This window comes from Mesorhizobium sp. M0028, from assembly GCF_040323855.1.
Taxonomy (GTDB): Bacteria; Pseudomonadota; Alphaproteobacteria; order Rhizobiales; family Rhizobiaceae; genus Mesorhizobium.
In genome coordinates this window covers 771,062-791,766 of record NZ_JAMYVG010000001.1, presented here as the reverse complement: position 1 = coordinate 791,766, position 20,705 = coordinate 771,062, and the positions used below count along the sequence as shown (strand labels likewise).

The window sequence follows — 20,705 nt, the reverse complement described above, 5'->3', positions numbered from 1 at the left end:
TTGTGATGGACCAGAAAGTCGAAAACATTCCCTACGACGTCGAGGCGATCCGCCGCGACTTCCCGATCCTGTCGCGGCAAGTCTACGGCAAACCGCTGGTCTATCTCGACAATGGCGCCTCGGCGCAGAAGCCGCAGGCTGTGCTCGACGCCATCCAGCACGCCTATTCCCAGGAATACGCCAACGTCCATCGCGGCCTGCATTTCCTGTCGAACGCCGCGACCGACGCCTATGAGAACGCGCGCAAGATAGTACAGAGATTTCTCAACGCGCCGAGCACCGACAACATCGTCTTCACCTCGAACACCACGGCGGCGATCAACACCGTCGCCTATGGCTTCGGCATGCCCAATATCGGCGAAGGCGACGAGATCGTGCTGTCGATCATGGAGCACCACTCCAACATCGTGCCGTGGCATTTCATCCGCGAGCGGCAGGGCGCAAAACTGGTTTGGGTGCCGGTCGACGATCTCGGCGTCTTCCACATCGAGGAATTCGAAAAACGGCTGACCGACCGCACCAAGCTGGTTGCCATTACCCATATGTCAAATGCGCTGGGCACGGTCACGCCGATCAAGGAGATCGTGCGCATTGCGCACGCCCGCGGCATTCCGGTGCTGGTCGACGGCAGCCAGAGCGCCGTGCATATGCCGATCGACGTGCAGGATCTCGACTGCGATTTCTTCGTCTTCACCGGCCACAAGGTCTATGGCCCGTCGGGCATCGGCGTGCTCTACGGCAAGAAGGATATTCTGGAGCGGATGCGCCCGTTCATGGGCGGCGGCGAAATGATCGAGGAGGTGACGCAAGACATCGTCACCTACAACGACCCGCCGCACCGTTTCGAGGCCGGCACGCCGCCGATCGTCCAGGCGATCGGGCTGGGTGCGGCGCTGGAATACATGGAAAAGATCGGACGCGAGCGCATCGCCGCCCATGAGGCCGATCTGAAGGACTATGCGCATGAAAAACTGCGCGCCATCAACTCGCTGCGCATCTTCGGCGATGCGCCTGGCAAGGGCGCCATCATCTCGTTCGAGCTGCAGGGCATCCACGCGCATGATGTGTCGATGGTCATCGACCGGCAAGGCGTGGCCGTCCGCGCCGGCACGCATTGCGCCCAGCCGCTGTTGAAACGCTTCGGCGTAACATCCACATGCAGGGCATCGTTCGGCATGTACAATACCAGGGCCGAAGTCGATGCTTTGGCCGATGCGCTGGAAAAGGCGCGAAAGTTCTTCGGTGACGACCATGGATGATGCCAGCCACACCGCCGAGACCAATTCGGAAACGACGACCAATGCGGCGGTTTCCGGATCGACAATCCCCGCCGACGAATTGGCGCGGCTGACAGACGACATCGTCTCGGCGCTGAAGACGGTCTATGACCCCGAAATCCCGGCCGACATCTACGAGCTTGGCCTCGTCTACAAGATCGACATCGAGGACGACCGCTCGGTCAAGATCGACATGACGCTGACCGCGCCGGGCTGCCCGGTGGCCGGTGAAATGCCGGGCTGGGTCGAAAACGCCGTCGGCGCCGTCGAAGGCGTTTCCGGCGTCGAGGTCAACATGACCTTCGACCCGCCTTGGTCGCCCGACCGCATGTCGGAAGAGGCACAGGTAGCGGTGGGGTGGTACTAGCATCCGACCAGCCAAAGGCTGGCGCACTTGCGCCGGGTACAAAACTTCACCATTTTAGGTGAGGAATCATTCGGCAGACCTTGAACCTGCGCGCAATGGAGAAGGAAAGAATGGGACGCTTTGCCGTCATCACGATGACCGAAAAGGCTGCCGACCGGGTGCGCGAGATCGTCGCGACCCGTGAGAATGCGCATGGCATTCGCCTCGGCATCAAGAAGGGCGGCTGCGCCGGCATGGAATATACGGTCGACCTGGTGACCGAGCCCAACACTAAGGACGATCATATCGAGCGCGACGGCGCCCACGTCTATGTCGTGCCTGAGGCAGCGCTTTTCCTGTTCGGCACCGAGATGGATTTCGAGCAGACGACGCTGCGCACCGGCTTCACCTTCCGCAACCCGAACCAGAGCTCGGCCTGCGGCTGCGGCGAATCGGTCGAATTGAAGCCCGCCGATCTGAAGGCACTGGCCGAGGCGCGCGCTTCGGCCTAAGGCTTTTCCTTCGCCGTTCCCGGCGGCAATCGCATACGGGGAGGCCCCCTCATCCGGCCCTTCGGGCCACCTTCTCCCCGATGGGGAGAAGAGGCTGGCGCCAGCGCTGGCGACTTCTTCTCCCCTCGGGGAGAGGTCGGATTGCCCCGGATTGCCCTTCGCAATTCGGTTGGCAATCCGGGTGAGGGGGCGCTTGCCCATACGCGATAGCGAACGGGGAGAAGAAACGCTAATCCACCCACATCCCGGTTCGTTTGTGCCAGTCGGCGATCGACTCTTCCGGGTAGACATCGAAGACCTTGTCGCCCTTGCCGATATCGGGCTCGACCCAGTTCGCCTTGTATTTCAGCATCAGATGCACCTTCTCCGGCGGCTTCGGCAGGTTTGTGTCGATTGCCGAGGCAAACGGATGCACCAGCTCCGGCCAGGTTGGATCGTAGAGCCAGAGTGCCGTCCCGCATTTCGTGCAGAAGTTCCGTTCGCCCGTCGAGATCTCGCGTTGCGGGTGCTCGTCGTCCTCGATCTCGGCCCGGTAGACGCCGAGATGGCGCTTGCCCTCGATTTTCAGCGTCTCGTAATCGGCGCCGAGATTGATGGCGAAACCGCCGCCGCCCTGCTGCTTGCGGCAGATCGAGCAGTAGCACAGCATGAACGGCACCGGCGTGTGGCTTTCCACCTCGAAACGCACGGCATTGCACCGGCAGGACCCTTGGAGCAGAAGCGGCATGAAAAACTCCGATGAAACTGATTCTGAACTTGTCAGGATGGTGCCGGTAGCGGCGATGACAAGGGGAAATCCCGGTGACATGATCGCGCCATGGACAACGAGCGCATAGAAGAGCTTTTCGAAGGCCTCGGCCCGGTCAGCATCCGCAAGCTGTTCGGCGGCAAGGGCATCTATTTCGATGGCGTCATCGTCGCCATTGTCATCCGTGGCGAATTGATGCTGAAGGCCGACGCCGAAAGCGCCCCGGATTTCGAAGCGGCCGGCTGCCGGCAATGGACCTATACCGGCTCGCGCCACGGAAAGCTGGTGTCGATGCCCTATTGGAGCGTTCCCGACAGCGCGTTCGACGATCCCGACGAGATGGCGATCTGGGCGCGCCGCGCCTACGAGGCAGGACGGCGCGCCGGCAAATAGGCTGCACCATGCTTCGGCAATTCTGGGCCGCATTTCACGCCAGGTTCCGCGCCTCGGGCACGAGCGCCAGCGCTTCGGCAAAGCCGGCGCTGGTGAAAGCGGCGCTCTCGACGGTGAGCATAGCTGCGGCAACGCCTTCGCACAGTGCCGCGCGCAGCGTCAGGCCGCGCAGCCGGGCGGCGATCGTGGCACCTGCCAGCGCGTCGCCGGCGCCGCTCATATCCGCCCGCTTGTGTATCGGCGGTGGCAGGATCGAAAATGCGCCGGTTTCGTCGAAACCGAGCACTGGATCATCGCCGGCGGTCACCACGCCGCTTTTCAGACCGGCGCGTCTCAGGCCGTCGACGATGCCTTGATCATCAGCATCGATGTCGACGCCGGCGAGCACGCCGGCCTCGTGCCGGTTCATGAAGGCGAGTGCCAGAAGGTTAAGCACCGGCGTCAGCCGCGCCGCTTTGCTGGGCGAGACGGCAAGCGCAAACACCGGCTTGCCGGCGGCGAGAGCAGCCAGCCGCGCCACTGCGGAAGACGGCAGGTTGGCGTCGCACAACACCGCGTCGGCTGAATCGATCGCTTCGCGCACCTTGGCGCGGCGGATCTGCTTGGGAAGCGCCAGCTCGTAGAGCACCATGTCGGCAAGGCCGGCGATCAGCCCGCCGTCGCTATCGACCAGCATCGTATGGCTTGGCGTCGCGCGGTCGAGGAACACCGCCGACAAATCGGCAATGCCGGCGTCGGTGACGGCGCGTAAAACCGTGTCGCCCAGGGCATCGCCGCCGCGCACCGAAAGCAGCGAGGCCGAGACGCCGCGCCGCACCGCACAGCGCAAGGCGTTGAAGGCGGCGCCGCCGACATGCTCGCGCATCGTGCCGGGGTTGGAAGCGGCCGGCACGAAGGCGCCGGCAACCCGGCCGCGCCGCTCGATATAGGCGCCACCCACGGCCAGGATCGTCGGGGATTTCATCATGCCGGCAAAATGCCCTTTGCTGTTGCCCGGGAGGAGACTAGGTCGCCGGGCGGAACCCTGCAATCGCGGGTGCGATTCGGATGGTGACGGCAACGGCGCCGCATGCGAGGCGGGATACGTCCGGAAGCAAAATTGTGAAACAAAAATAGAACAAATATGGATATCCGTTATTTTTCAAACCCTTGGGGCTCATTGACAAATGAGAACAAACGAGGTACATTCTTTTAAGGATTGCGGGATTGTCCGGCCTCCATTGACGACCACGGGGTGATGTATCATGGCTCAGAATTCTTTGCGGCTTGTAGAGGACAAAGCGGTGGACAAATCAAAGGCTCTGGATGCGGCGCTGTCGCAAATCGAGCGTGCCTTCGGCAAGGGTTCGATCATGCGGCTCGGCGCGAACGAGCAGGTCGTCGAGATCGAAACGGTGCCGACCGGCTCGCTTGGGTTGGACATCGCGCTTGGCGTCGGCGGCCTGCCGCGCGGCCGCATCGTCGAGATCTACGGACCGGAAAGCTCGGGCAAGACGACGCTGGCGCTGCACACGGTGGCCGAAGCCCAGAAGAAGGGCGGCATCTGCGCCTTTGTCGATGCCGAGCATGCGCTCGATCCGGTCTATGCCCGCAAGCTCGGCGTCGATCTCGAAAACCTGCTGATCTCGCAGCCCGATACCGGCGAACAGGCGCTGGAGATCTGCGACACGCTGGTGCGCTCCGGCGCCATCGACGTGCTGGTGGTCGATTCGGTGGCGGCGCTGACGCCGCGGGCCGAAATCGAAGGCGAGATGGGCGATTCGCTGCCCGGCCTGCAGGCCCGCCTGATGAGCCAGGCACTGCGCAAGCTCACCGCCTCGATCTCGCGCTCCAACACCATGGTCATCTTCATCAACCAGATCCGCATGAAGATCGGCGTGATGTTTGGTTCGCCCGAGACGACGACCGGCGGCAACGCGCTGAAATTCTATGCCTCGGTCCGCCTCGACATCCGCCGCATCGGCTCGGTCAAGGATCGCGACGAGGTCGTCGGCAACCAGACCCGCGTCAAGGTCGTCAAGAACAAGCTGGCGCCGCCCTTCAAGGTGGTCGAGTTCGACATCATGTATGGCGAGGGCGTCTCCAAGACCGGCGAGCTGGTCGATCTCGGCGTCAAGGCTGGCGTGGTCGAAAAGTCGGGCGCCTGGTTCTCCTATAATTCGCAGCGTCTCGGCCAGGGCCGCGAAAACGCAAAACTGTTCCTGCGCGACAATCCCGACACGGCGCGCGAGATCGAATTGGCGCTGAGGCAGAATGCCGGATTGATCGCCGAGAAATTCCTTGAGAACGGCGGCTCCGAAAGCAGCGACGACGGTTTCGAGGACGACGCCGGGGCGATGTAGGAAAAGCGACGCCTCCCGGAGCGTCAGCCAGGTTCGGATTTGATGTTTTGATTTTGAGTTTGCGTAATCGGTACATTTGAACCGCCGGCCCCGTGCCGGCGGTTGGCGTTTGACGGCGAGTCAGACGCATTTCAAAGCGCCGGTGAAAGCCGGGATTTGAGCCCATTTGGTGTTTCTGGACAGGCTGCGGTGCGACCGCTAAAAGGCCATGTCTATTTTCCGCCGGCAGCCGGCGGTTCTCTCGAAAAGGCAGTATTCATGAGTGGCGTCAACGAGATCCGGTCGGCATTTCTCGACTATTTTCGCAAGGAAGGTCACGAGGTCGTCGCGTCGAGCCCGCTGGTGCCGCGCAACGACCCGACGCTGATGTTCACCAATGCCGGCATGGTGCAGTTCAAGAACGTTTTCACCGGTCTGGAGAAGCGGCCCTATTCGCGTGCGACGACTGCCCAGAAGAGTGTTCGTGCCGGCGGCAAGCACAACGACCTCGACAATGTCGGCTACACCGCGCGACACCTGACCTTCTTCGAGATGCTCGGCAATTTCTCCTTCGGCGATTATTTCAAGGAGCGCGCCATAGAGCTTGCCTGGAACCTGATCACCAGGGAGTTCGGGCTGAAGAAGGACAAGCTGCTGGTCACCGTCTATCACAACGACGACGAGGCCGCCTCCTACTGGAAGAAGATCGCCGGTCTTTCCGACGATCGCATCATCCGCATCGCGACCTCGGACAATTTCTGGGCAATGGGCGACACCGGACCTTGCGGGCCGTGTTCGGAGATATTCATCGACCGTGGCGAGCACATCTGGGGTGGCCCTCCCGGCAGTCCCGAGGAGGATGGCGACCGTTTCCTCGAATTCTGGAACCTGGTGTTCATGCAGTATGAACAGGTGACGAAGGACGAGCGCGTCGACCTGCCGCGTCCGTCGATCGACACGGGCATGGGCCTCGAGCGCATGGCCTCCATCCTGCAAGGGGTTGAAAGCGTCTTCGAGACCGACCTGTTCCGCCACCTGATCGACGCTGCGTCGTCGGCGCTTGGCCGCGGTCCGGATGCGGACACCGTCGCATCGTTCCGCGTCATCGCCGACCACTTGCGTTCGTCCTGCTTCCTGGTCGCCGACGGTGTGCTGCCGTCCAACGAAGGGCGGGGCTACGTGCTTCGTCGCATCATGCGCCGCGCCATGCGCCACGCGCAGTTGCTCGGCTCGAATGAGCCGCTGATGTGGAAGCTGGTGCCGGCGCTGGTCCGCGAGATGAGCCAAGCCTACCCGGAACTGGTGCGCGGCGAGCAGATGATCACCGAGACGCTGAAGCTTGAGGAAACTCGTTTCCGCAAGACGCTGGTGCGAGGCTTGGGCTTGCTTTCGGAGGCGACGGAAAAGTTGGTCTCCGGCGACATGCTGGATGGCGAGACAGCGTTCAAGCTCTACGACACCTATGGCTTTCCGCTCGATCTGACGCAGGACGCGCTGCGCCAGCGCAACATCTCGGTCAACCTTGCCGGCTTCACCGAGGCGATGGAGCGGCAGAAGGCGGAGGCGCGCAAAAGCTGGGCTGGTTCCGGTGAGGCCGCAACCGAAACGGTATGGTTCGCGGTGCGTGAGGAGAACGGCGCCACCGAATTCCTGGGCTATGAGACCGAGCAGGCGGAAGGCCTCGTCCAGGCGCTGGTCAGGGACGGCAAGACCGTCGACAGTGCCGGCAAAGGCGACGCCGTTGCCGTGGTTGTCAACCAGACGCCGTTCTATGGCGAGTCCGGTGGCCAGATGGGCGATACCGGCGTCATTTCAGGCGACGGGTTCTCGATCGAGATATCCGATACGCAGAAGAAGGCCGATGGGCTTTTCGTCCATGTCGGCAAGGTGGCCAACGGCACGGTCAAGACGGGCGCGACCGTCGAGCTGAGGGTGGACCACGCGCGCCGCTCCAGGCTGCGCGCGAACCATTCCGCCACGCATCTGATCCATGAGGCGCTGCGCGAGGTGCTGGGTACCCATGTGGCGCAGAAGGGCTCACTGGTCGCGCCCGAGCGTCTGCGCTTCGACATCTCCCACAACAAGCCGATCTCGCCGGACGAGCTCGAAGAGGTCGAGCGCATGGCAAACGAAATCGTCGTTCAGAATAGCGCTGTAACCACGCGCCTGATGTCGGTCGACGACGCCATTGCCGAAGGCGCCATGGCGCTGTTTGGCGAGAAATATGGCGATGAGGTGCGCGTCGTTTCGATGGGCACAGGCCTGCATGGCGCCAAGGCCAACCGGCCCTATTCGGTCGAGCTGTGCGGCGGCACCCATGTTAGGGCGACCGGCGATATCGGCCTGGTGCGCATCGTGTCCGACAGCGCGGTCGCTGCCGGCGTGCGCCGCATCGAGGCGTTGACCGGCGAGGCGGCCAGAAAGCATCTCGACGAGCAGGACAAGCGGCTGAAGGCGGCCGCCGCCGCGCTGAAGATTTCGCCGGCCGATGTGCCGGCCCGCGTCGAGGCACTGCTCGACGAGCGCAAGAAGCTCGAAAAGGAGCTGACCGAGGCGCGCAAGAAACTGGCGCTCGGCGATCGCTCGCCAGCCGGTGTGCCTGCGGAAAACGAAACGATTGCCGGTGTCGGTTTTCTCGGCAAGGCGGTATCGGGCGTCTCGCCAAAGGATTTGAAGCCGCTGGCCGATGCCGGCAAGAAGTCGCTCGGCTCCGGCGTCGTCGTCTTTGTCGGCGCCGGCGAGGACAACAAGGCGAGCGTCGTCGTCGCGGTCACCGATGATCTGACCGGCCGCTTCAGCGCAATCGATCTGGTGCGCGTCGCGTCCGCGGCCTTGGGCGGGCAGGGCGGCGGCGGTCGACCCGATATGGCCCAGGCCGGCGGCCCGGACGGCTCGAAGGCCGAAGACGCGATCGCTGCGGTGAAAGCGGCTCTCGAGGCGGCGTGAACCTGCACCGGGGGCGGGCACGGCCGAAATGGCGCGCCGCCCAGCGGACATCCTTGAGGGCCTGATATGCCGACGCTGACGATGTATCAGGTCGACGCCTTTGCCGAACAGGCCTTCCAGGGCAACCCTGCCGCCGTTCTCCTTTTGGAGGAGTGGCTGCCGGAGCAGGTAATGCAGGCCATCGCCAACGAAAACAATCTTGCCGAAACGGCGTTTGTGCGGGCGAATGGCAAAGGTTGGGATTTGCGCTGGTTCACGCCGGTCCATGAAGTCGACTTCTGCGGCCATGCCACTCTTGCGGCCGCCCATGTGCTGACCACGGAATACAGTGGTCAGGGCGAAATGGCCTTCGCCACCCGGGTGGGCGAGTTGCGGGTTTCCCAGCGGGAAGGGGCCTATCAGCTCGATCTGCCGTGTTTTCCGCCGCAGCCCGTCGAGGAAGAGCTGAAGTCGGCGCTGCAAGCGATATTGTCTCAGCGGACGGTTGCGGGCTTCCGCAATTTCGAGAACCTGTTTGTCGAGCTTGCCGACGAGACAAGCGTGCGATCTTTCGTTCCCGATCTGCTCAGGATCGGACGTTTTCATCCTCTCGGCTTGGTCATTACCGCGCCTGGGCAGGCCCATGATTTCGTCTCGCGTTATTTCGTGCCCGGAGCAGGCATTCCCGAGGATCCGGTAACCGGCTCCATTCATGCGACGCTGGTGCCTTACTGGGCTGAAAAACTCGGCAAGACGCATCTGTCGGCATTCCAATGCTCGCAACGCGGCGGGCACTTGCTATGCGAGCTGGCCGGAGATCGCGTGCTGATCACAGGCCGTGCGAAGACCTTTATGAAGGCGGAGATCTACCTTCCCGATTGAGCGGTATTTCGCAGTGGGTCGCCTTCGGCGAAGCTGCCGATCTCCCCCCTTGCGGGGGAGATGCCCGGCAGGGCAGAGGGGGTGCTGTCCCTCCGACTGCCAGCCCAATCGGAGCCACGTTCTCAGGCCGTTCCCAATTGGAAAGGATCAGTCGAAGGTTAGCGATCCTTCACACCCCCCTCTGTCCTGCCGGACATCTCCCCCTTGAGGTCCCCACAAGGGGGGAGATTGGGCTTTCGCGCCGGCTTTCGCTAATCACCAGAAGGCCTATTGCCGAATGCTTGTCTCCTCACTCTGCCTTTTCGGTCTTCGCAAAACCCGCACGCGCCGCGATGCGCACATACCAATCCTGGATGTCGGCAAACTCCGCCAGCAGTTTTCGCCCCTCGGCGACCTTGACGAAATAGCCGATGATCGGTGCGGCGTGCAGGTCGGCCAGCGTCAGTTCCGTCCCCAACAGCCAAGGCCCTTCGGCTTTCAGCGAAGACAGCGCCTGCAATGCCGTTCTCGCCTGCCTCAACCCGTTGGCGATCACGGCTTCGTCGGGCGGCGTTTTTTCCAGCCGCTCGACGGCGACATCCCAGACCATGGCCCTGTAGGCGTAGGCGTCGAGCAGGCCGGTGATCTGGTTCATGCGTGATCGAGGCCGGGCTTCGACCGGTTGCAGCGCCGGGCCGTCAAAGGCTTCGTCGACATAACGGGCAATCGCGCCGGTCTCGTAAAGGCGAAAGCCGTCATGCTCGAAGGCTGGGATGCGGCCGAACGGCTGGTGCTCGAAGTACCAGCCGGGAATGCCGTCCGCCGCAAAGATGTCGACGGGCACCAGCTCGTAGCCGACGCCCTTTTCCTCGAGCACCAGCCGCACGATGCGCACATAGACGCTGTAGTCCGCGCCGTAGACGACGGGCTTGTCCATGTCGGAGGAGCTCAGGCCATCGCCTTCTGCAAATTCTCGTCGATCTTGTCGAGGAAGCCGGTGGTCGAAAGCCATGGCTGGTCGGGACCGATCAGCAGCGACAGGTCCTTGGTCATGAAGCCGGACTCGACCGTCTGGATGCAGACCCGTTCCAGAGTCTCGGCAAAACGCTTCAGTTCGGCATTGTCGTCGAGCTTGGCGCGGTGGGCGAGGCCGCGCGTCCAGGCAAAGATCGAGGCGATCGAATTGGTCGAGGTCTCCTCGCCCTTCTGGTGCTGGCGATAGTGGCGGGTGACGGTGCCGTGCGCGGCCTCCGCCTCGACGGTCTTGCCGTCCGGCGTCATCAGCACCGAGGTCATCAGGCCGAGCGAGCCGAAGCCTTGCGCCACCGTGTCCGACTGCACGTCGCCATCATAATTCTTGCAAGCCCAGACATAGCCGCCCGACCATTTCAGGCTGGAGGCCACCATGTCGTCGATCAGCCGGTGCTCGTACCAGAGTTTCTTGGCCTTGAACTCGGCTTCGAACTCCGCCTCGTAGACCTCCTGGAAGATATCCTTGAAGCGGCCGTCATAGGCCTTGAGGATGGTGTTCTTGGTCGACAGGTAGACGGGGTAATTGCGCAGCAGGCCGTAATTCAGCGAGGCGCGGGCGAATTCGCGGATCGACTCGTCGAGATTGTACATGGCCATGGCGACACCGGCGCCGGGTGCGTCGAAGACGTCGTGCTCGATCACCTGGCCGTCCTCGCCGACGAACTTGATCGTCAGCTTGCCCTTACCGGGAAAGCGGAAGTCGGTGGCGCGGTACTGGTCGCCGAAGGCGTGGCGGCCGACGATGATCGGCTTGGTCCAGCCGGGCACCAGCCGCGGCACGTTCTTCATAATGATCGGCTCGCGAAAGATGGTGCCGCCGAGGATGTTGCGGATGGTGCCGTTCGGCGACTTCCACATCTTCTTCAGCTTGAATTCCTCGACGCGCTGCTCGTCGGGCGTGATCGTCGCGCATTTCACGCCGACGCCGTATTTCTTGATGGCATTGGCCGAATCGATGGTCACCTGGTCGTTGGTGGCGTCGCGGTGCTCGATACCGAGATCGTAATATTCGAGCTTGAGGTCGAGATAAGGGTGGATCAGCTTGTCCTTGATGAACTGCCAGATGATGCGGGTCATCTCGTCGCCGTCGAGTTCGACGACCGGGTTCGCCACCTTGATCTTCGCCATGGAAAGAATGCCTCGCTTTTGGGGAACGGAACGGCCTTGCCCGCACGGCTGCCGGCCCTGGGATGCGGCCCGTATATCAAAGGCTTTTTGGCCGCGCAAACGGCGAACCGCGCCGTAGTGCCGGCATTCTTTGCGAAAGCTTCATTTTCGCCGCCAAATGTGGCAGGGGACTGCGAAATGCCGCAAACAGCAGTTCATTGACAACCATGACCGCCACCCAGGATCCCGACAACCCTCTTGCCTCCGGAACGCCTGCGTCCGGACCGGCGATCATCCTGGTCGAGCCACAGCTCGGCGAGAACATCGGCATGGTTGCACGCGCCATGGCCAATTTCGGCCTTGCCGAACTGCGCCTCGTCAATCCGCGTGACGGCTGGCCGAGCGAGAAGGCGCGTGCCGCGGCAAGCCGCGCCGACCATGTCATCGATGCCGTCGAGGTGTTCGACGACCTGGCCTCGGCAGTCGCCGACTTGAACTTCGTCTTCGCCACCACGGCGCGCGCGCGCGACAATTTCAAACCGGTGCGCGGCCCGGTCGAGGCGGGCAGGGCGCTGCGCGCGCGGCAGCGGGCCGGCCAGCGCACCGGCATCCTGTTCGGCCGCGAGCGCTTCGGCCTCTATAATGACGAGGTCGGCCTTGCCGACGAGATCGTCACCTTCCCCGTCGATCCAGCCTTCTCCTCGCTCAACATCGCCCAGGCGGCCCTGCTGATGTCCTATGAATGGATGAAGTCCGGCCTGGAAGACGAGACCAGGACCAACTTCTCCGGTCCCGAAATGCCGCCAGCTGCCAAGGAAGAATTGCACGCCCTGTTTGCGTATCTGGAAGGTGCACTGGAGGCGCGCGGCTATTTCCGCCCGGCACCGAAGAAGCCGAAGATGGTCGACAATTTGCGCGCAGTGCTGACCCGCCCCGGTTTTGCCGAGCCGGAGCTCAAGGTGCTACGCGGTATTATATCATCGCTGGACAGGTTCTCGCCGGCCATGCCACGCGGCGACGGATCGCCCGGCGACGATCCAAGGCGGCTCCCGGCGGCCGCGGCACGCGCCGGAAAGGCGAAGGACAAAGACTAGCCTTCGAGTTACCCATATCTCACCAGTAACCGAATGTTATTTGATGTGATCCATTGTCTGGAAAACGATGGATCCTCGGATGTTTAGCTCGGATATCGGTCGTCCTCGCTTTTTCTTCTATTCGGCGGCCTTGCTGGTTGCGGAAATCGTGACCTTTGTGCTGTGCGTCGTGCTGACCATCGGCATCGAGGGTTTGGCCAATTCGAAGCCCGGACCTTCCAGGGAAGGGCTGGCCGCGGCCGTTCTCGTCGCCTCGCTGGTGATTGTTCTGTTCCGCGCGAATTTCGCCTGGCGTCGAAGCCGCGATGCGCAAGGGTCCGGTTGGATCCTTTGGTCGTATATCGTGTTCTCGACCCTGTTTGCGATTCTGCAGGCCGGCACTGTTCTTGTCGTAAAGTTCGACGGCGACGAGTCGCATTCCGGCCTTAACCTGCTGGGATTAGCTCTCGTCGGGCTGTGGGCGGTCATCTTGGCGGCCAAGCCGGCGGGCGGTAGCTCTTCGGATATGGCGTCATCCCTGAGTTTCGACGATTTCGACCCGCCCGGGCCGCTGCGCGGCGCCGCGGCGCCCCATTCAGAGTCGGCCGCCGGCGTGGCGGCCCTGGCTCCGGCCTATGCCATGCGGGCCGCACCGGTGCCGTCGAACCACCCTGCATCTCACCCTGCATCTCCGGCGAACGGCCGGCCGCGGGCCGGCGGCTTCGGCAAGCGGGGCCTTGTGTGACCGTCTCGCCGCATCAAGGCCATGATGGTTCCAGATAGAAGCGGCCGGGATAAAGCATCATTGGCCGGAGCAAAAAGCATGGGCCGAACCTTCTCTCGTGATCTCGTTTGTGATTCCCAGCCCTTAGTGACTCAATGATAATGACCAGTCCATCGAGCGCCCGTCCGATCCTGATGTTCGATTCCGGCATTGGCGGCCTCACTGTGCTGCGTGAGGCGCGCGTCCTGATCCCTGACCGCCGCTTCATCTATGTCGCCGACGACGCGGCGTTCCCCTTCGGCGCCTGGGAGGAGCCGGCGCTGAGAACACACATCCTGGAGTTGTTCGCCAGGCTGCTCGAACGGTTTTCGCCGGCTATTTCGGTCATCGCCTGCAACACCGCCTCGACGCTGGTCATCGATGCGTTGCGCGAGAGGTTTCCCGGCCACCCTTTCGTCGGCACCGTGCCGGCCATCAAGCCAGCGGCGGAACGCACGCGCTCAGGCCTGGTTTCGGTGCTGGCTACGCCCGGCACCGTCAAGCGCCAGTACACGCGCGACCTGATCAGCAAATGGGCGCAGAAATGCCATGTCCGCCTGGTCGGCAGCGACAAGCTGGCGGGATTGGCCGAAGCCTATATGCGCGATGGTTTTGTCGACGAGGACGCCGTGCGCGCCGAGATCGCGCCGTGCTTCGTCGAGCATGACGGGTTACGCACCGACATCGTCGTGCTTGCCTGCACCCATTATCCGTTTTTGGCCAACCGCATGCGCAAGACAGCACCTTGGCCGGTCGACTGGCTCGACCCGGCCGAGGCGATCGCACGCCGCGCGCTGTCGCTGCTCGCCGATACCGAGGCCCGTTATCGCAGAGAGGTACTGCCGGAAGGCGCCGATTTTGCCGTCTTCACCTCGAACGAGGCCGATTTTCCGACGCGCCGGCTGATGCAGGGATTTGGCCTGGCGGTATCCTGACCCCAGGCACTTTGGTGCTCCGGGAACATCAGCCCAGGGCGATGCGTTCTTTTCTCATTGAGGAACAGGAGAAACGATCATGCCAGCCACCTCGAAAGCCCAGCAGAAAGCCGCCGGTGCTGCACTGTCCGCCAAGCGTGGCGAGACCAAGAAGAGCGAGCTCAAAGGCGCGTCGAAGGGAATGTATAAATCCATGAGCGAAAAACAGCTCGAGGAATTCGCCGAGACCAAGCGCAAGGGCCTGCCGGAAAAGAAATCGAAACACTGATCGACTGACCATTCTGGCGGCGGATGCCGGTCGATAAAAAGCCCGCGGCTGAGCCGCGGGCCCTGAAGTCTCAACGGGCGAGGGCGAAAATTACCAGTTCCATCCCCAACCGCAGCGCCGCACTTTGTAGCGGATGACCTTGCGATGACCGTGCCGCCACACCACCTTCTTCTTGACCACGATGCGGCAGACCTGGTGATGCCTGTGGCCGTGCCAATGCCGGGCCTGCGCCGGCTCGGGCGCGACCGCCATCGTGCCGGCCATCACCGCGGCTCCTACCAACGTAAGGAAGAACTTCTTCATGCGAATTCCAGCTCCTCTGACTTCAGTCCCTTCCTGATGCCACTGGCGCAACCTCCCGCCACATCCGGCACGTTCTACAACCGCAACACTATCCGGTTCGGCGATTCGCGCCAGCTGGAAGCTTGACAGCGGTTAAATCTCCGTTTAACCAGCCCACCAACACCGGGCCGCAATGCCCGGTGGTTTTCTTTATGTGTGCAAGACGTTTGGAAGCCGGTTTTAATTTCCTGATGTCCTGTTTGAAATGACGTGTCCCGTGGGTTTTCCGTCGCGTTGCGTGGAAAACCCTGTCAGGTCTCGAAAACGGGGGCCAGAGGAGGGCGCGTTTCCTTCACCCGGACCATGAGGTTCCGGGTGTGTTGTTTTGAAAGGGAATGCGATGAGCAAGCGCGAATCCGCGAAGTACAAGATCGACCGCCGTCTTGGCGAAAACATCTGGGGCCGCCCGAAGTCCCCGGTCAACAAGCGTGAATACGGCCCCGGCCAGCATGGCCAGCGCCGCAAGGGCAAGCTTTCCGATTTCGGCCTGCAGCTGCGCGCCAAGCAGAAGCTGAAGGGCCACTATGGCGACGTTTCGGAAAAGCAGTTCCGCAAGGTCTATGAAGAGGCGGACCGCCGCAAGGGCGACACCTCGGAGAACCTGATCGGCCTGCTCGAATCGCGCCTCGACGCAGTCGTCTACCGCGCCAAGTTCGTACCGACCATCTTTGCGGCGCGCCAGTTCGTCAATCACGGCCACGTCAACGTCAACGGCAAGCGCGTCAACATCGGCTCGTACCGCTGCAAGCCGGGCGACGTCATCGAAGTGCGCGAGAAGTCGAAGCAGCTGGTCATCGTGCTGGAATCGGTGGGCCTGGCCGAGCGCGACGTGCCCGATTACATCGAGGCCGACCACAACAAGATGACCGCCGCCTTCACGCGCATCCCCGGCCTGGCCGACGTTCCGTTTGCCGTGCAGATGGAACCGAATCTGGTCGTCGAATTCTATTCGCGCTGATCGGCGCGTTCGTACGCGATACAAGCGAAGGCCGCCCTATCGGGGCGGCCTTTTCTTTTTCGTTCCTTTTTCGCGGCGTGATTCCGAAATCGATTTCGATTTTCGGTTCGATGCGCTACTGCGGGCGGCAACAGGACTTTAGGGCCGACGCGCCGTGAACATGCAGCCAGACGCCGAAACGCTCGAACCGGTCGCCGACGCCGAAGGCGGCTTTCATCCGCTGTTTGCCGATGTGCCGTCCTCCGTCGAGTTCAACAAGCTGCGCAAGCGGCTGCTGCGGCTTGCCCGCCAGGCGATCGACGATTTCTCAATGGTGAGGCCCGGCGACCGCTGGCTGGTCGCTCTGTCGGGCGGCAAGGATTCCTACGGCCTGCTTGCCGTGCTGCTCGATCTCAAATGGCGCGGGCTGCTGCCGATCGAGCTGTTGGCCTGCAATCTCGACCAGGGCCAGCCGAACTTTCCCAAGCACATATTGCCCGACTATCTCGACAGCCATGCCATTCCGCATCGCATCGAATATCAGGACACCTATTCTGTGGTCATCGACAAGCTGGCCGAGGGCAGCACCTATTGCTCGCTGTGTTCGCGGCTGCGGCGCGGCCATCTCTATCGCATTGCCCGCGAGGAGGGCTGCTCGGCGCTGGTGCTCGGCCATCACCGCGAAGACATTCTGGAAACCTTCTTCATGAACCTGTTCCATGGCGGACGCCTCGCCGCCATGCCGCCGAAGCTGCTCAACGAGGAAGGCGACGTCATGGTGCTGCGGCCGCTCGCCTATTGTGCGGAAGCCGATCTCGAGAAATTCGCCGGCGCCATGAAATTCCCGATAATTCCGTGCGATCTGTGCGGTAGCCAGGAAGGCCTGCAGCGCAACGCCATGAAAGCGATGCTCGACGACATCGAGAAGCGCATGCCCGGCCGCAAGGACACCATGATCCGTGCCATGGCCAATGTGCGGCGCTCGCATCTGCTCGACAGGACGCTGTTCGATTTCGCCGCCCTCAACGATGCTCTTAACGCAAAGCAAGACGGTCCCCATGACATTTGACGACAGCGCGATCGACTGGCTTGCCGACCTTCTGTCGGACGCTGCCGTCGCCGAGATCATGCCGCGCTTTCGCCGGTTGAGTGAGGGCGACGTGCGTCGCAAGACCTCGGCCGCCGATCTTGTGACCGAGGCCGACGTGAATGCCGAGCGGCTCATCACCGCCAGGCTGCTTCAGCGTTATCCCAAGGCGATGATCGTCGGCGAGGAGGCCTGCTCCGACGACCCGACGCTGCTCGACGGTCTCGGCGATGCCGAACTCGCCTTCGTCGTCGATCCGGTCGACGGCACCTTCAACTTCGCCTCCGGCGTGCCGCTGTTCGGCGTCATGCTTGGCGTCGTGGTCAAGGGCGAGACGGTCGCCGGCATCATCCACGATCCCGTCGGCAAGGACTGGTTGGTCGGCGTCAGCGGCGCCGGCAGTCATATTCGGCACGCGCATGGCAATTTCGAAAAAGTCCATGTCGCCAAACCGGCGCCGATATCGGAAATGACTGGAGCGGTCTCGTGGCACTATCTACCCGAGCCGGACCGCTCACGCCTGGCGCGCAATCAGACCAAGTCGCTGTCGCAGTTCAACTATCGCTGCGCAGCCCACGAATACCGCCTGCTGGCCAGCGGCCACGGCCATTTCGTCGTCTATAACAAGCTGATGCCGTGGGACCATCTGGCCGGCGTACTGATCCATGCCGAGGCCGGTGGTTATGCCGCGCGCTTCGACGGCAGCGCCTATCTGCCGTCACATGTCGGAGGTGGCCTGCTGGTCGCGCCGGACAGGGAAAGCTGGCGGGAGCTGCGCCGCGAGCTTTGGGCGGAATAGTTTTATCCGCCAGCGCGTAAAACTAGACCGGCGGGTTTTGCGGCTGGAACAGCCTGCCGCGCTCGGCGATGAGAATCATCAGCAGCGCCGCCACCGACACGCTGCAGAACCCGGCGGCCAGCGGCGTTACCGTACCGTTGAAGGCCTGGCCGATCAGCGTGCCGAGGATGCCGCCAAGAAATGTCTGCATGAACCCGAGAATCGACGAGGCGGTGCCGGCCAGGTGACCGAGCGGCTCCATGGCGAGCGCGTTGAAGTTCGCGCCGAGCGCGCCGAACGGTACCATGGCGCAGGCAAAGAAAGTAATGAAGAGCCAGAGCGGCATCTTCATTTCGATGGAAACGACCAGCCAGGCAAGGCTGATGGCCAGAAACAGCAGCAGCGCGCTTTGCGACAGACGGCGCATGCCGATGCGGCCGACGAGGCGCGAGTTGAGGTAGTTCGAAAAAGCAAGCACGCCGGCAACCCCCGCGAAGATGACCGGGAACATCTCGCCGACATCGAACACGCTGACATAGATCTGCTGGGCCGAGGCGATGAAGCCGAACATGGCGCCGAAGATGAAGGTGCTGGCGAAGGCGTAGCAGAGCGCGATGCGGTTGGTGAGAACGATGCGGAAGCCGCCGATGATGGAGGACAGCGTCAGCGGCCGGCGATATTCTGGATGTAGTGTCTCGGGCAGGCGCAACAGCGACCAGGCGGACACGATCAGCGCGCCGGCCGCCATGGTGACGAAGATCACGTGCCAGGTCGCAAACAGCATGATGAATTGGCCGATACCGGGTGCCACCACCGGAATTGCCATGAACACCATGAAGATCAAGGACATGACTTCGGCCATGCGCCTTCCGTCGAACGTATCGCGCACGATCGAGACGGCAATGACGCGCGTCGCCGCCGCGCCGATGCCTTGCACGGCCCGGCATAGCAGAAGCGTGGCGAATGACGGGGCGACTGCAGCAGCGCCCGCCGCCGCAACATAGATCACCAGCCCGGCAACCAGCGGAGCGCGGCGCCCGAAGCGGTCCGAGACGGGCCCGAAGAACAGTTGCCCACCGCCGAAGCCCAGTATGTAGGCGGTGATCACATATTGCCGGTGGTTTTCATTTTCGACGCCGAGCGAGGCGCCGATCTGCTGCAGCGCCGGCAACATGATGTCGATGGCCAGCGAATTGAGCGCCATCAGCGCCGCGCATAGCGCGATGAATTCCCAGCGCGGAATAGGCAAGGTGCTTGCCTTTTGCTGCGCTTGTGCTTGCTGATCCACGGCCAGTCCGATCCTCAAACGAAAATGCGCCGGCGTGCCGACGCATCCATTCGTTCATTGCCCCGATAGCGGGCACAACTTTTTGCCAAGGTGCCCCGGCGCTAAGCGCATGACCCCGACAATCGCAGTCGATCTTCGGAGAGCCATACGCAAAACAGAAGTCAGGCGGCGCCTTTGACGCTGACGCCCTTTTCGACGAGGAAGGTCTGCAATTCGCCCGCCTGGAACATCTCGCGGATGATGTCGCAGCCGCCGACGAATTCGCCCTTGACGTAGAGCTGCGGGATGGTCGGCCAGTTGGAATAGTCCTTGATGCCTTGCCGTAGCTCGGCCGACGTCAGCACGTCGACACCCTTATAGTCGGCTCCGATATAGTCGAGGATCTGCACGACCTGACCGGAAAATCCGCATTGCGGGAAGCCGGGCGTGCCTTTCATGAAGAGAACAACGTCGTTGCCCTTCACTTCATTATCGATGTAGTCGTTGATGCCGCTCATGGAATACCCTTTCATGCCTGTGGGAGTCAGGCTCGAACATTACCCTTCAAATAAACCCATGGGTTGCGCGAAACAAGATGTTTGCCGCCTTGCCATGCAAATGGCGCAAAGGAACGTCTGATCTTGTGCCAAGCCGTTGGCCACCATCTTTCCCGAGGCGCGATGAAAAGACGATATCTCGCCGGGTTCCTCCTCGCCGTTCTGCTCGCCGCACTGGCCTTGATTTGGTGGGCCAGGTCGCCGAGACAGCCACCCCTCGTCGTCGGCGGTGAATTGCCGGCGCCGTGCCGCGACGCGAGCTTCGAGGCGGCCGCCTACGTCGTCTGCGAAATCGATCTGCGCCGCTATGACATCGGTGTGTTCCACGTAGGCCTCGACGGCAAGGCCTTCGGTTCCCTGGACAAATTCGACAAGGCGATGGCGGATCAGGGCCGGCCGGTGCTGCTCGCCATGAACGCCGGCATGTATCACCAAGATCTGACCCCAGTCGGCCTTCTCGTCGAAGACGGCCGGGAGAAGGCGCCGCTCAACGTCGCCGACAGCGAAGGCAATTTCTTCCTGAAACCGAATGGCGTATTCGTGGTCCGCAAGGACGGCAAGGCGGCGGTCATGGAGACAAGTGCCTATGCCGCGGCCGGGCCGGACGTGATGGTCGCCACGCAATCCGGCCCGATGCTGGTGATCGACGGCCGGCTTCATCCCCGTTTCGAGCAGGACGGCACATCGCGCTATATCCGCAACGGCGTCGGCGTGCTTGACGAAAACACCGTCGTGCTGGCGATCTCGCGCTCTCAAGTCAGCCTCGGCAGCTTCGCACGGCTGTTTCGAGATGCGCTCAATTGCCCCAATGCGCTTTTCTTCGACGGGGTCGTGTCGGCGCTGTCGAATGGCGAGCGGATGATTGTTGGTGGAAACTATCCGGCCGGGCCGATCATTGCCGTGACCGGCAAGGCGCTTGCGAGCCGGTAACTGGACGGGAGTTTAGTCCGGCACGCTGGTCTGCAGGGCAAGCGCGTGCAGCACGCCGCCCATGTTGCCCTTCAGCGCGTCATAGACCATCTGGTGCTGCTGGACGCGGCTTTTGCCGCGAAAGCTTTCGGCCACCACCTCCGCCGCATAATGGTCGCCATCGCCGGCCAGGTCGCGAATCGTCACCTTGGCGTCCGGAATGCCTTCCTTGATCAGCCGTTCGATGTCGTGGGCGTCCATTGCCAT

The 20,705-nt window shown here is 62.5% G+C and carries 23 protein-coding genes; 15 read left to right on the top strand and 8 right to left on the bottom strand.

The features are described from left to right. Positions 1 to 5: 5 nt before the first annotated feature. The 3 genes from NKJ93_RS04105 (at position 6) to sufA (ending at position 2,135) form a co-directional block, all read left to right on the top strand. Positions 6 to 1,259 (top strand): cysteine desulfurase, encoded by a 1,254-nt coding sequence (locus NKJ93_RS04105; protein ID WP_352587735.1) that lies wholly within the window; start codon positions 6 to 8, stop codon positions 1,257 to 1,259. Further along, entirely contained in the window at positions 1,252 to 1,644 is a 393-nt protein-coding gene (locus tag NKJ93_RS04100; protein ID WP_023717362.1) for an SUF system Fe-S cluster assembly protein, read from the top strand. The genes NKJ93_RS04105 and NKJ93_RS04100 overlap by 8 nt, the downstream gene beginning before the upstream one ends. A gap of 110 nt (positions 1,645 to 1,754) precedes the next feature. After that, complete coding sequence (gene sufA, locus NKJ93_RS04095; RefSeq protein ID WP_352587732.1) at positions 1,755 to 2,135, top strand: Fe-S cluster assembly scaffold SufA; 381 nt, start codon at positions 1,755 to 1,757, stop codon at positions 2,133 to 2,135. Between the two features lie 229 nt (positions 2,136 to 2,364). Here the strand turns inward: sufA and NKJ93_RS04090 are convergent, their stop codons facing one another. Further along, positions 2,365 to 2,862, bottom strand: a complete 498-nt coding sequence (locus NKJ93_RS04090; protein WP_352587729.1) for a GFA family protein — start codon at positions 2,860 to 2,862, stop codon at positions 2,365 to 2,367. 90 nt (positions 2,863 to 2,952) lie between these two features. Here NKJ93_RS04090 and NKJ93_RS04085 point away from each other — a divergent pair, with 90 nt between their 5' ends. Further along, positions 2,953 to 3,276 (top strand): TfoX/Sxy family protein, encoded by a 324-nt coding sequence (locus tag NKJ93_RS04085; RefSeq protein WP_023717364.1) that lies wholly within the window; start codon positions 2,953 to 2,955, stop codon positions 3,274 to 3,276. 34 nt (positions 3,277 to 3,310) lie between these two features. On the opposite strand, the gene NKJ93_RS04080 is transcribed toward NKJ93_RS04085, so the two are convergent. Next, entirely contained in the window at positions 3,311 to 4,243 is a 933-nt protein-coding gene (locus NKJ93_RS04080; protein ID WP_352587726.1) for a carbohydrate kinase family protein, read from the bottom strand. A 277-nt stretch (positions 4,244 to 4,520) separates the two neighbouring features. Here NKJ93_RS04080 and recA point away from each other — a divergent pair, with 277 nt between their 5' ends. The 3 genes from recA (at position 4,521) to NKJ93_RS04065 (ending at position 9,404) form a co-directional block, all read left to right on the top strand. After that, complete coding sequence (gene recA, locus NKJ93_RS04075) at positions 4,521 to 5,618, top strand: recombinase RecA (protein ID WP_023717366.1); 1,098 nt, start codon at positions 4,521 to 4,523, stop codon at positions 5,616 to 5,618. A 258-nt stretch (positions 5,619 to 5,876) separates the two neighbouring features. Next, a complete protein-coding gene (alaS, locus tag NKJ93_RS04070; protein WP_352587935.1) occupies positions 5,877 to 8,543 on the top strand; it encodes an alanine--tRNA ligase in 2,667 nt (888 codons plus the stop codon). A 66-nt stretch (positions 8,544 to 8,609) separates the two neighbouring features. Continuing rightward, positions 8,610 to 9,404, top strand: coding sequence for a PhzF family phenazine biosynthesis protein (locus NKJ93_RS04065; protein ID WP_352481174.1), 795 nt, complete (start codon positions 8,610 to 8,612; stop codon positions 9,402 to 9,404). Positions 9,405 to 9,693: 289 nt separating this feature from the next. Here the strand turns inward: NKJ93_RS04065 and NKJ93_RS04060 are convergent, their stop codons facing one another. After that, positions 9,694 to 10,320 (bottom strand): glutathione S-transferase family protein, encoded by a 627-nt coding sequence (locus NKJ93_RS04060; RefSeq protein ID WP_023717369.1) that lies wholly within the window; start codon positions 10,318 to 10,320, stop codon positions 9,694 to 9,696. Between the two features lie 11 nt (positions 10,321 to 10,331). Next, positions 10,332 to 11,543, bottom strand: a complete 1,212-nt coding sequence (locus NKJ93_RS04055; RefSeq protein ID WP_023717370.1) for an NADP-dependent isocitrate dehydrogenase — start codon at positions 11,541 to 11,543, stop codon at positions 10,332 to 10,334. 206 nt (positions 11,544 to 11,749) lie between these two features. Between NKJ93_RS04055 and NKJ93_RS04050 the strand changes: the two genes are divergently transcribed. The 4 genes from NKJ93_RS04050 (at position 11,750) to NKJ93_RS04035 (ending at position 14,561) form a co-directional block, all read left to right on the top strand. Next, positions 11,750 to 12,616, top strand: a complete 867-nt coding sequence (locus NKJ93_RS04050) for an RNA methyltransferase (protein WP_352587723.1) — start codon at positions 11,750 to 11,752, stop codon at positions 12,614 to 12,616. A 79-nt stretch (positions 12,617 to 12,695) separates the two neighbouring features. Continuing rightward, a complete protein-coding gene (locus tag NKJ93_RS04045) occupies positions 12,696 to 13,340 on the top strand; it encodes a DUF805 domain-containing protein (RefSeq protein ID WP_023717372.1) in 645 nt (214 codons plus the stop codon). Between the two features lie 140 nt (positions 13,341 to 13,480). Then, positions 13,481 to 14,293, top strand: a complete 813-nt coding sequence (gene murI / locus NKJ93_RS04040; RefSeq protein ID WP_352587719.1) for a glutamate racemase — start codon at positions 13,481 to 13,483, stop codon at positions 14,291 to 14,293. Positions 14,294 to 14,372: 79 nt separating this feature from the next. After that, positions 14,373 to 14,561 carry a DUF3008 family protein gene (locus NKJ93_RS04035; RefSeq protein WP_023717374.1) on the top strand — a complete coding sequence of 63 codons (189 nt, stop codon included), beginning with the start codon at positions 14,373 to 14,375 and terminating at the stop codon, positions 14,559 to 14,561. 90 nt (positions 14,562 to 14,651) lie between these two features. Here NKJ93_RS04035 and NKJ93_RS04030 read toward each other — a convergent pair whose 3' ends face one another. Next, the gene (locus NKJ93_RS04030; RefSeq protein ID WP_023674706.1) at positions 14,652 to 14,864 is read right to left on the bottom strand and encodes a hypothetical protein; all 213 of its coding nucleotides are present in this window, start codon (positions 14,862 to 14,864) and stop codon (positions 14,652 to 14,654) included. Positions 14,865 to 15,243: 379 nt separating this feature from the next. Here NKJ93_RS04030 and rpsD point away from each other — a divergent pair, with 379 nt between their 5' ends. From rpsD to NKJ93_RS04015, 3 genes are all read left to right on the top strand, one after another. Continuing rightward, entirely contained in the window at positions 15,244 to 15,861 is a 618-nt protein-coding gene (gene rpsD, locus NKJ93_RS04025; protein ID WP_023717376.1) for a 30S ribosomal protein S4, read from the top strand. Positions 15,862 to 16,015: 154 nt separating this feature from the next. Next, positions 16,016 to 16,909, top strand: a complete 894-nt coding sequence (gene ttcA / locus NKJ93_RS04020; protein ID WP_352587716.1) for a tRNA 2-thiocytidine(32) synthetase TtcA — start codon at positions 16,016 to 16,018, stop codon at positions 16,907 to 16,909. After that, entirely contained in the window at positions 16,899 to 17,726 is an 828-nt protein-coding gene (locus tag NKJ93_RS04015) for an inositol monophosphatase family protein (RefSeq protein WP_023717378.1), read from the top strand. The genes ttcA and NKJ93_RS04015 overlap by 11 nt, the downstream gene beginning before the upstream one ends. A gap of 22 nt (positions 17,727 to 17,748) precedes the next feature. On the opposite strand, the gene NKJ93_RS04010 is transcribed toward NKJ93_RS04015, so the two are convergent. Next, positions 17,749 to 18,948 (bottom strand): multidrug effflux MFS transporter, encoded by a 1,200-nt coding sequence (locus NKJ93_RS04010; protein ID WP_031193515.1) that lies wholly within the window; start codon positions 18,946 to 18,948, stop codon positions 17,749 to 17,751. A gap of 206 nt (positions 18,949 to 19,154) precedes the next feature. Continuing rightward, positions 19,155 to 19,490 carry a Grx4 family monothiol glutaredoxin gene (gene grxD, locus NKJ93_RS04005; RefSeq protein ID WP_023674712.1) on the bottom strand — a complete coding sequence of 112 codons (336 nt, stop codon included), beginning with the start codon at positions 19,488 to 19,490 and terminating at the stop codon, positions 19,155 to 19,157. 162 nt (positions 19,491 to 19,652) lie between these two features. Between grxD and NKJ93_RS04000 the strand changes: the two genes are divergently transcribed. Next, positions 19,653 to 20,459 (top strand): phosphodiester glycosidase family protein, encoded by an 807-nt coding sequence (locus tag NKJ93_RS04000; RefSeq protein ID WP_352495801.1) that lies wholly within the window; start codon positions 19,653 to 19,655, stop codon positions 20,457 to 20,459. A gap of 12 nt (positions 20,460 to 20,471) precedes the next feature. On the opposite strand, the gene NKJ93_RS03995 is transcribed toward NKJ93_RS04000, so the two are convergent. Continuing rightward, positions 20,472 to 20,705, bottom strand: a complete 234-nt coding sequence (locus tag NKJ93_RS03995; RefSeq protein WP_023674714.1) for a BolA/IbaG family iron-sulfur metabolism protein — start codon at positions 20,703 to 20,705, stop codon at positions 20,472 to 20,474.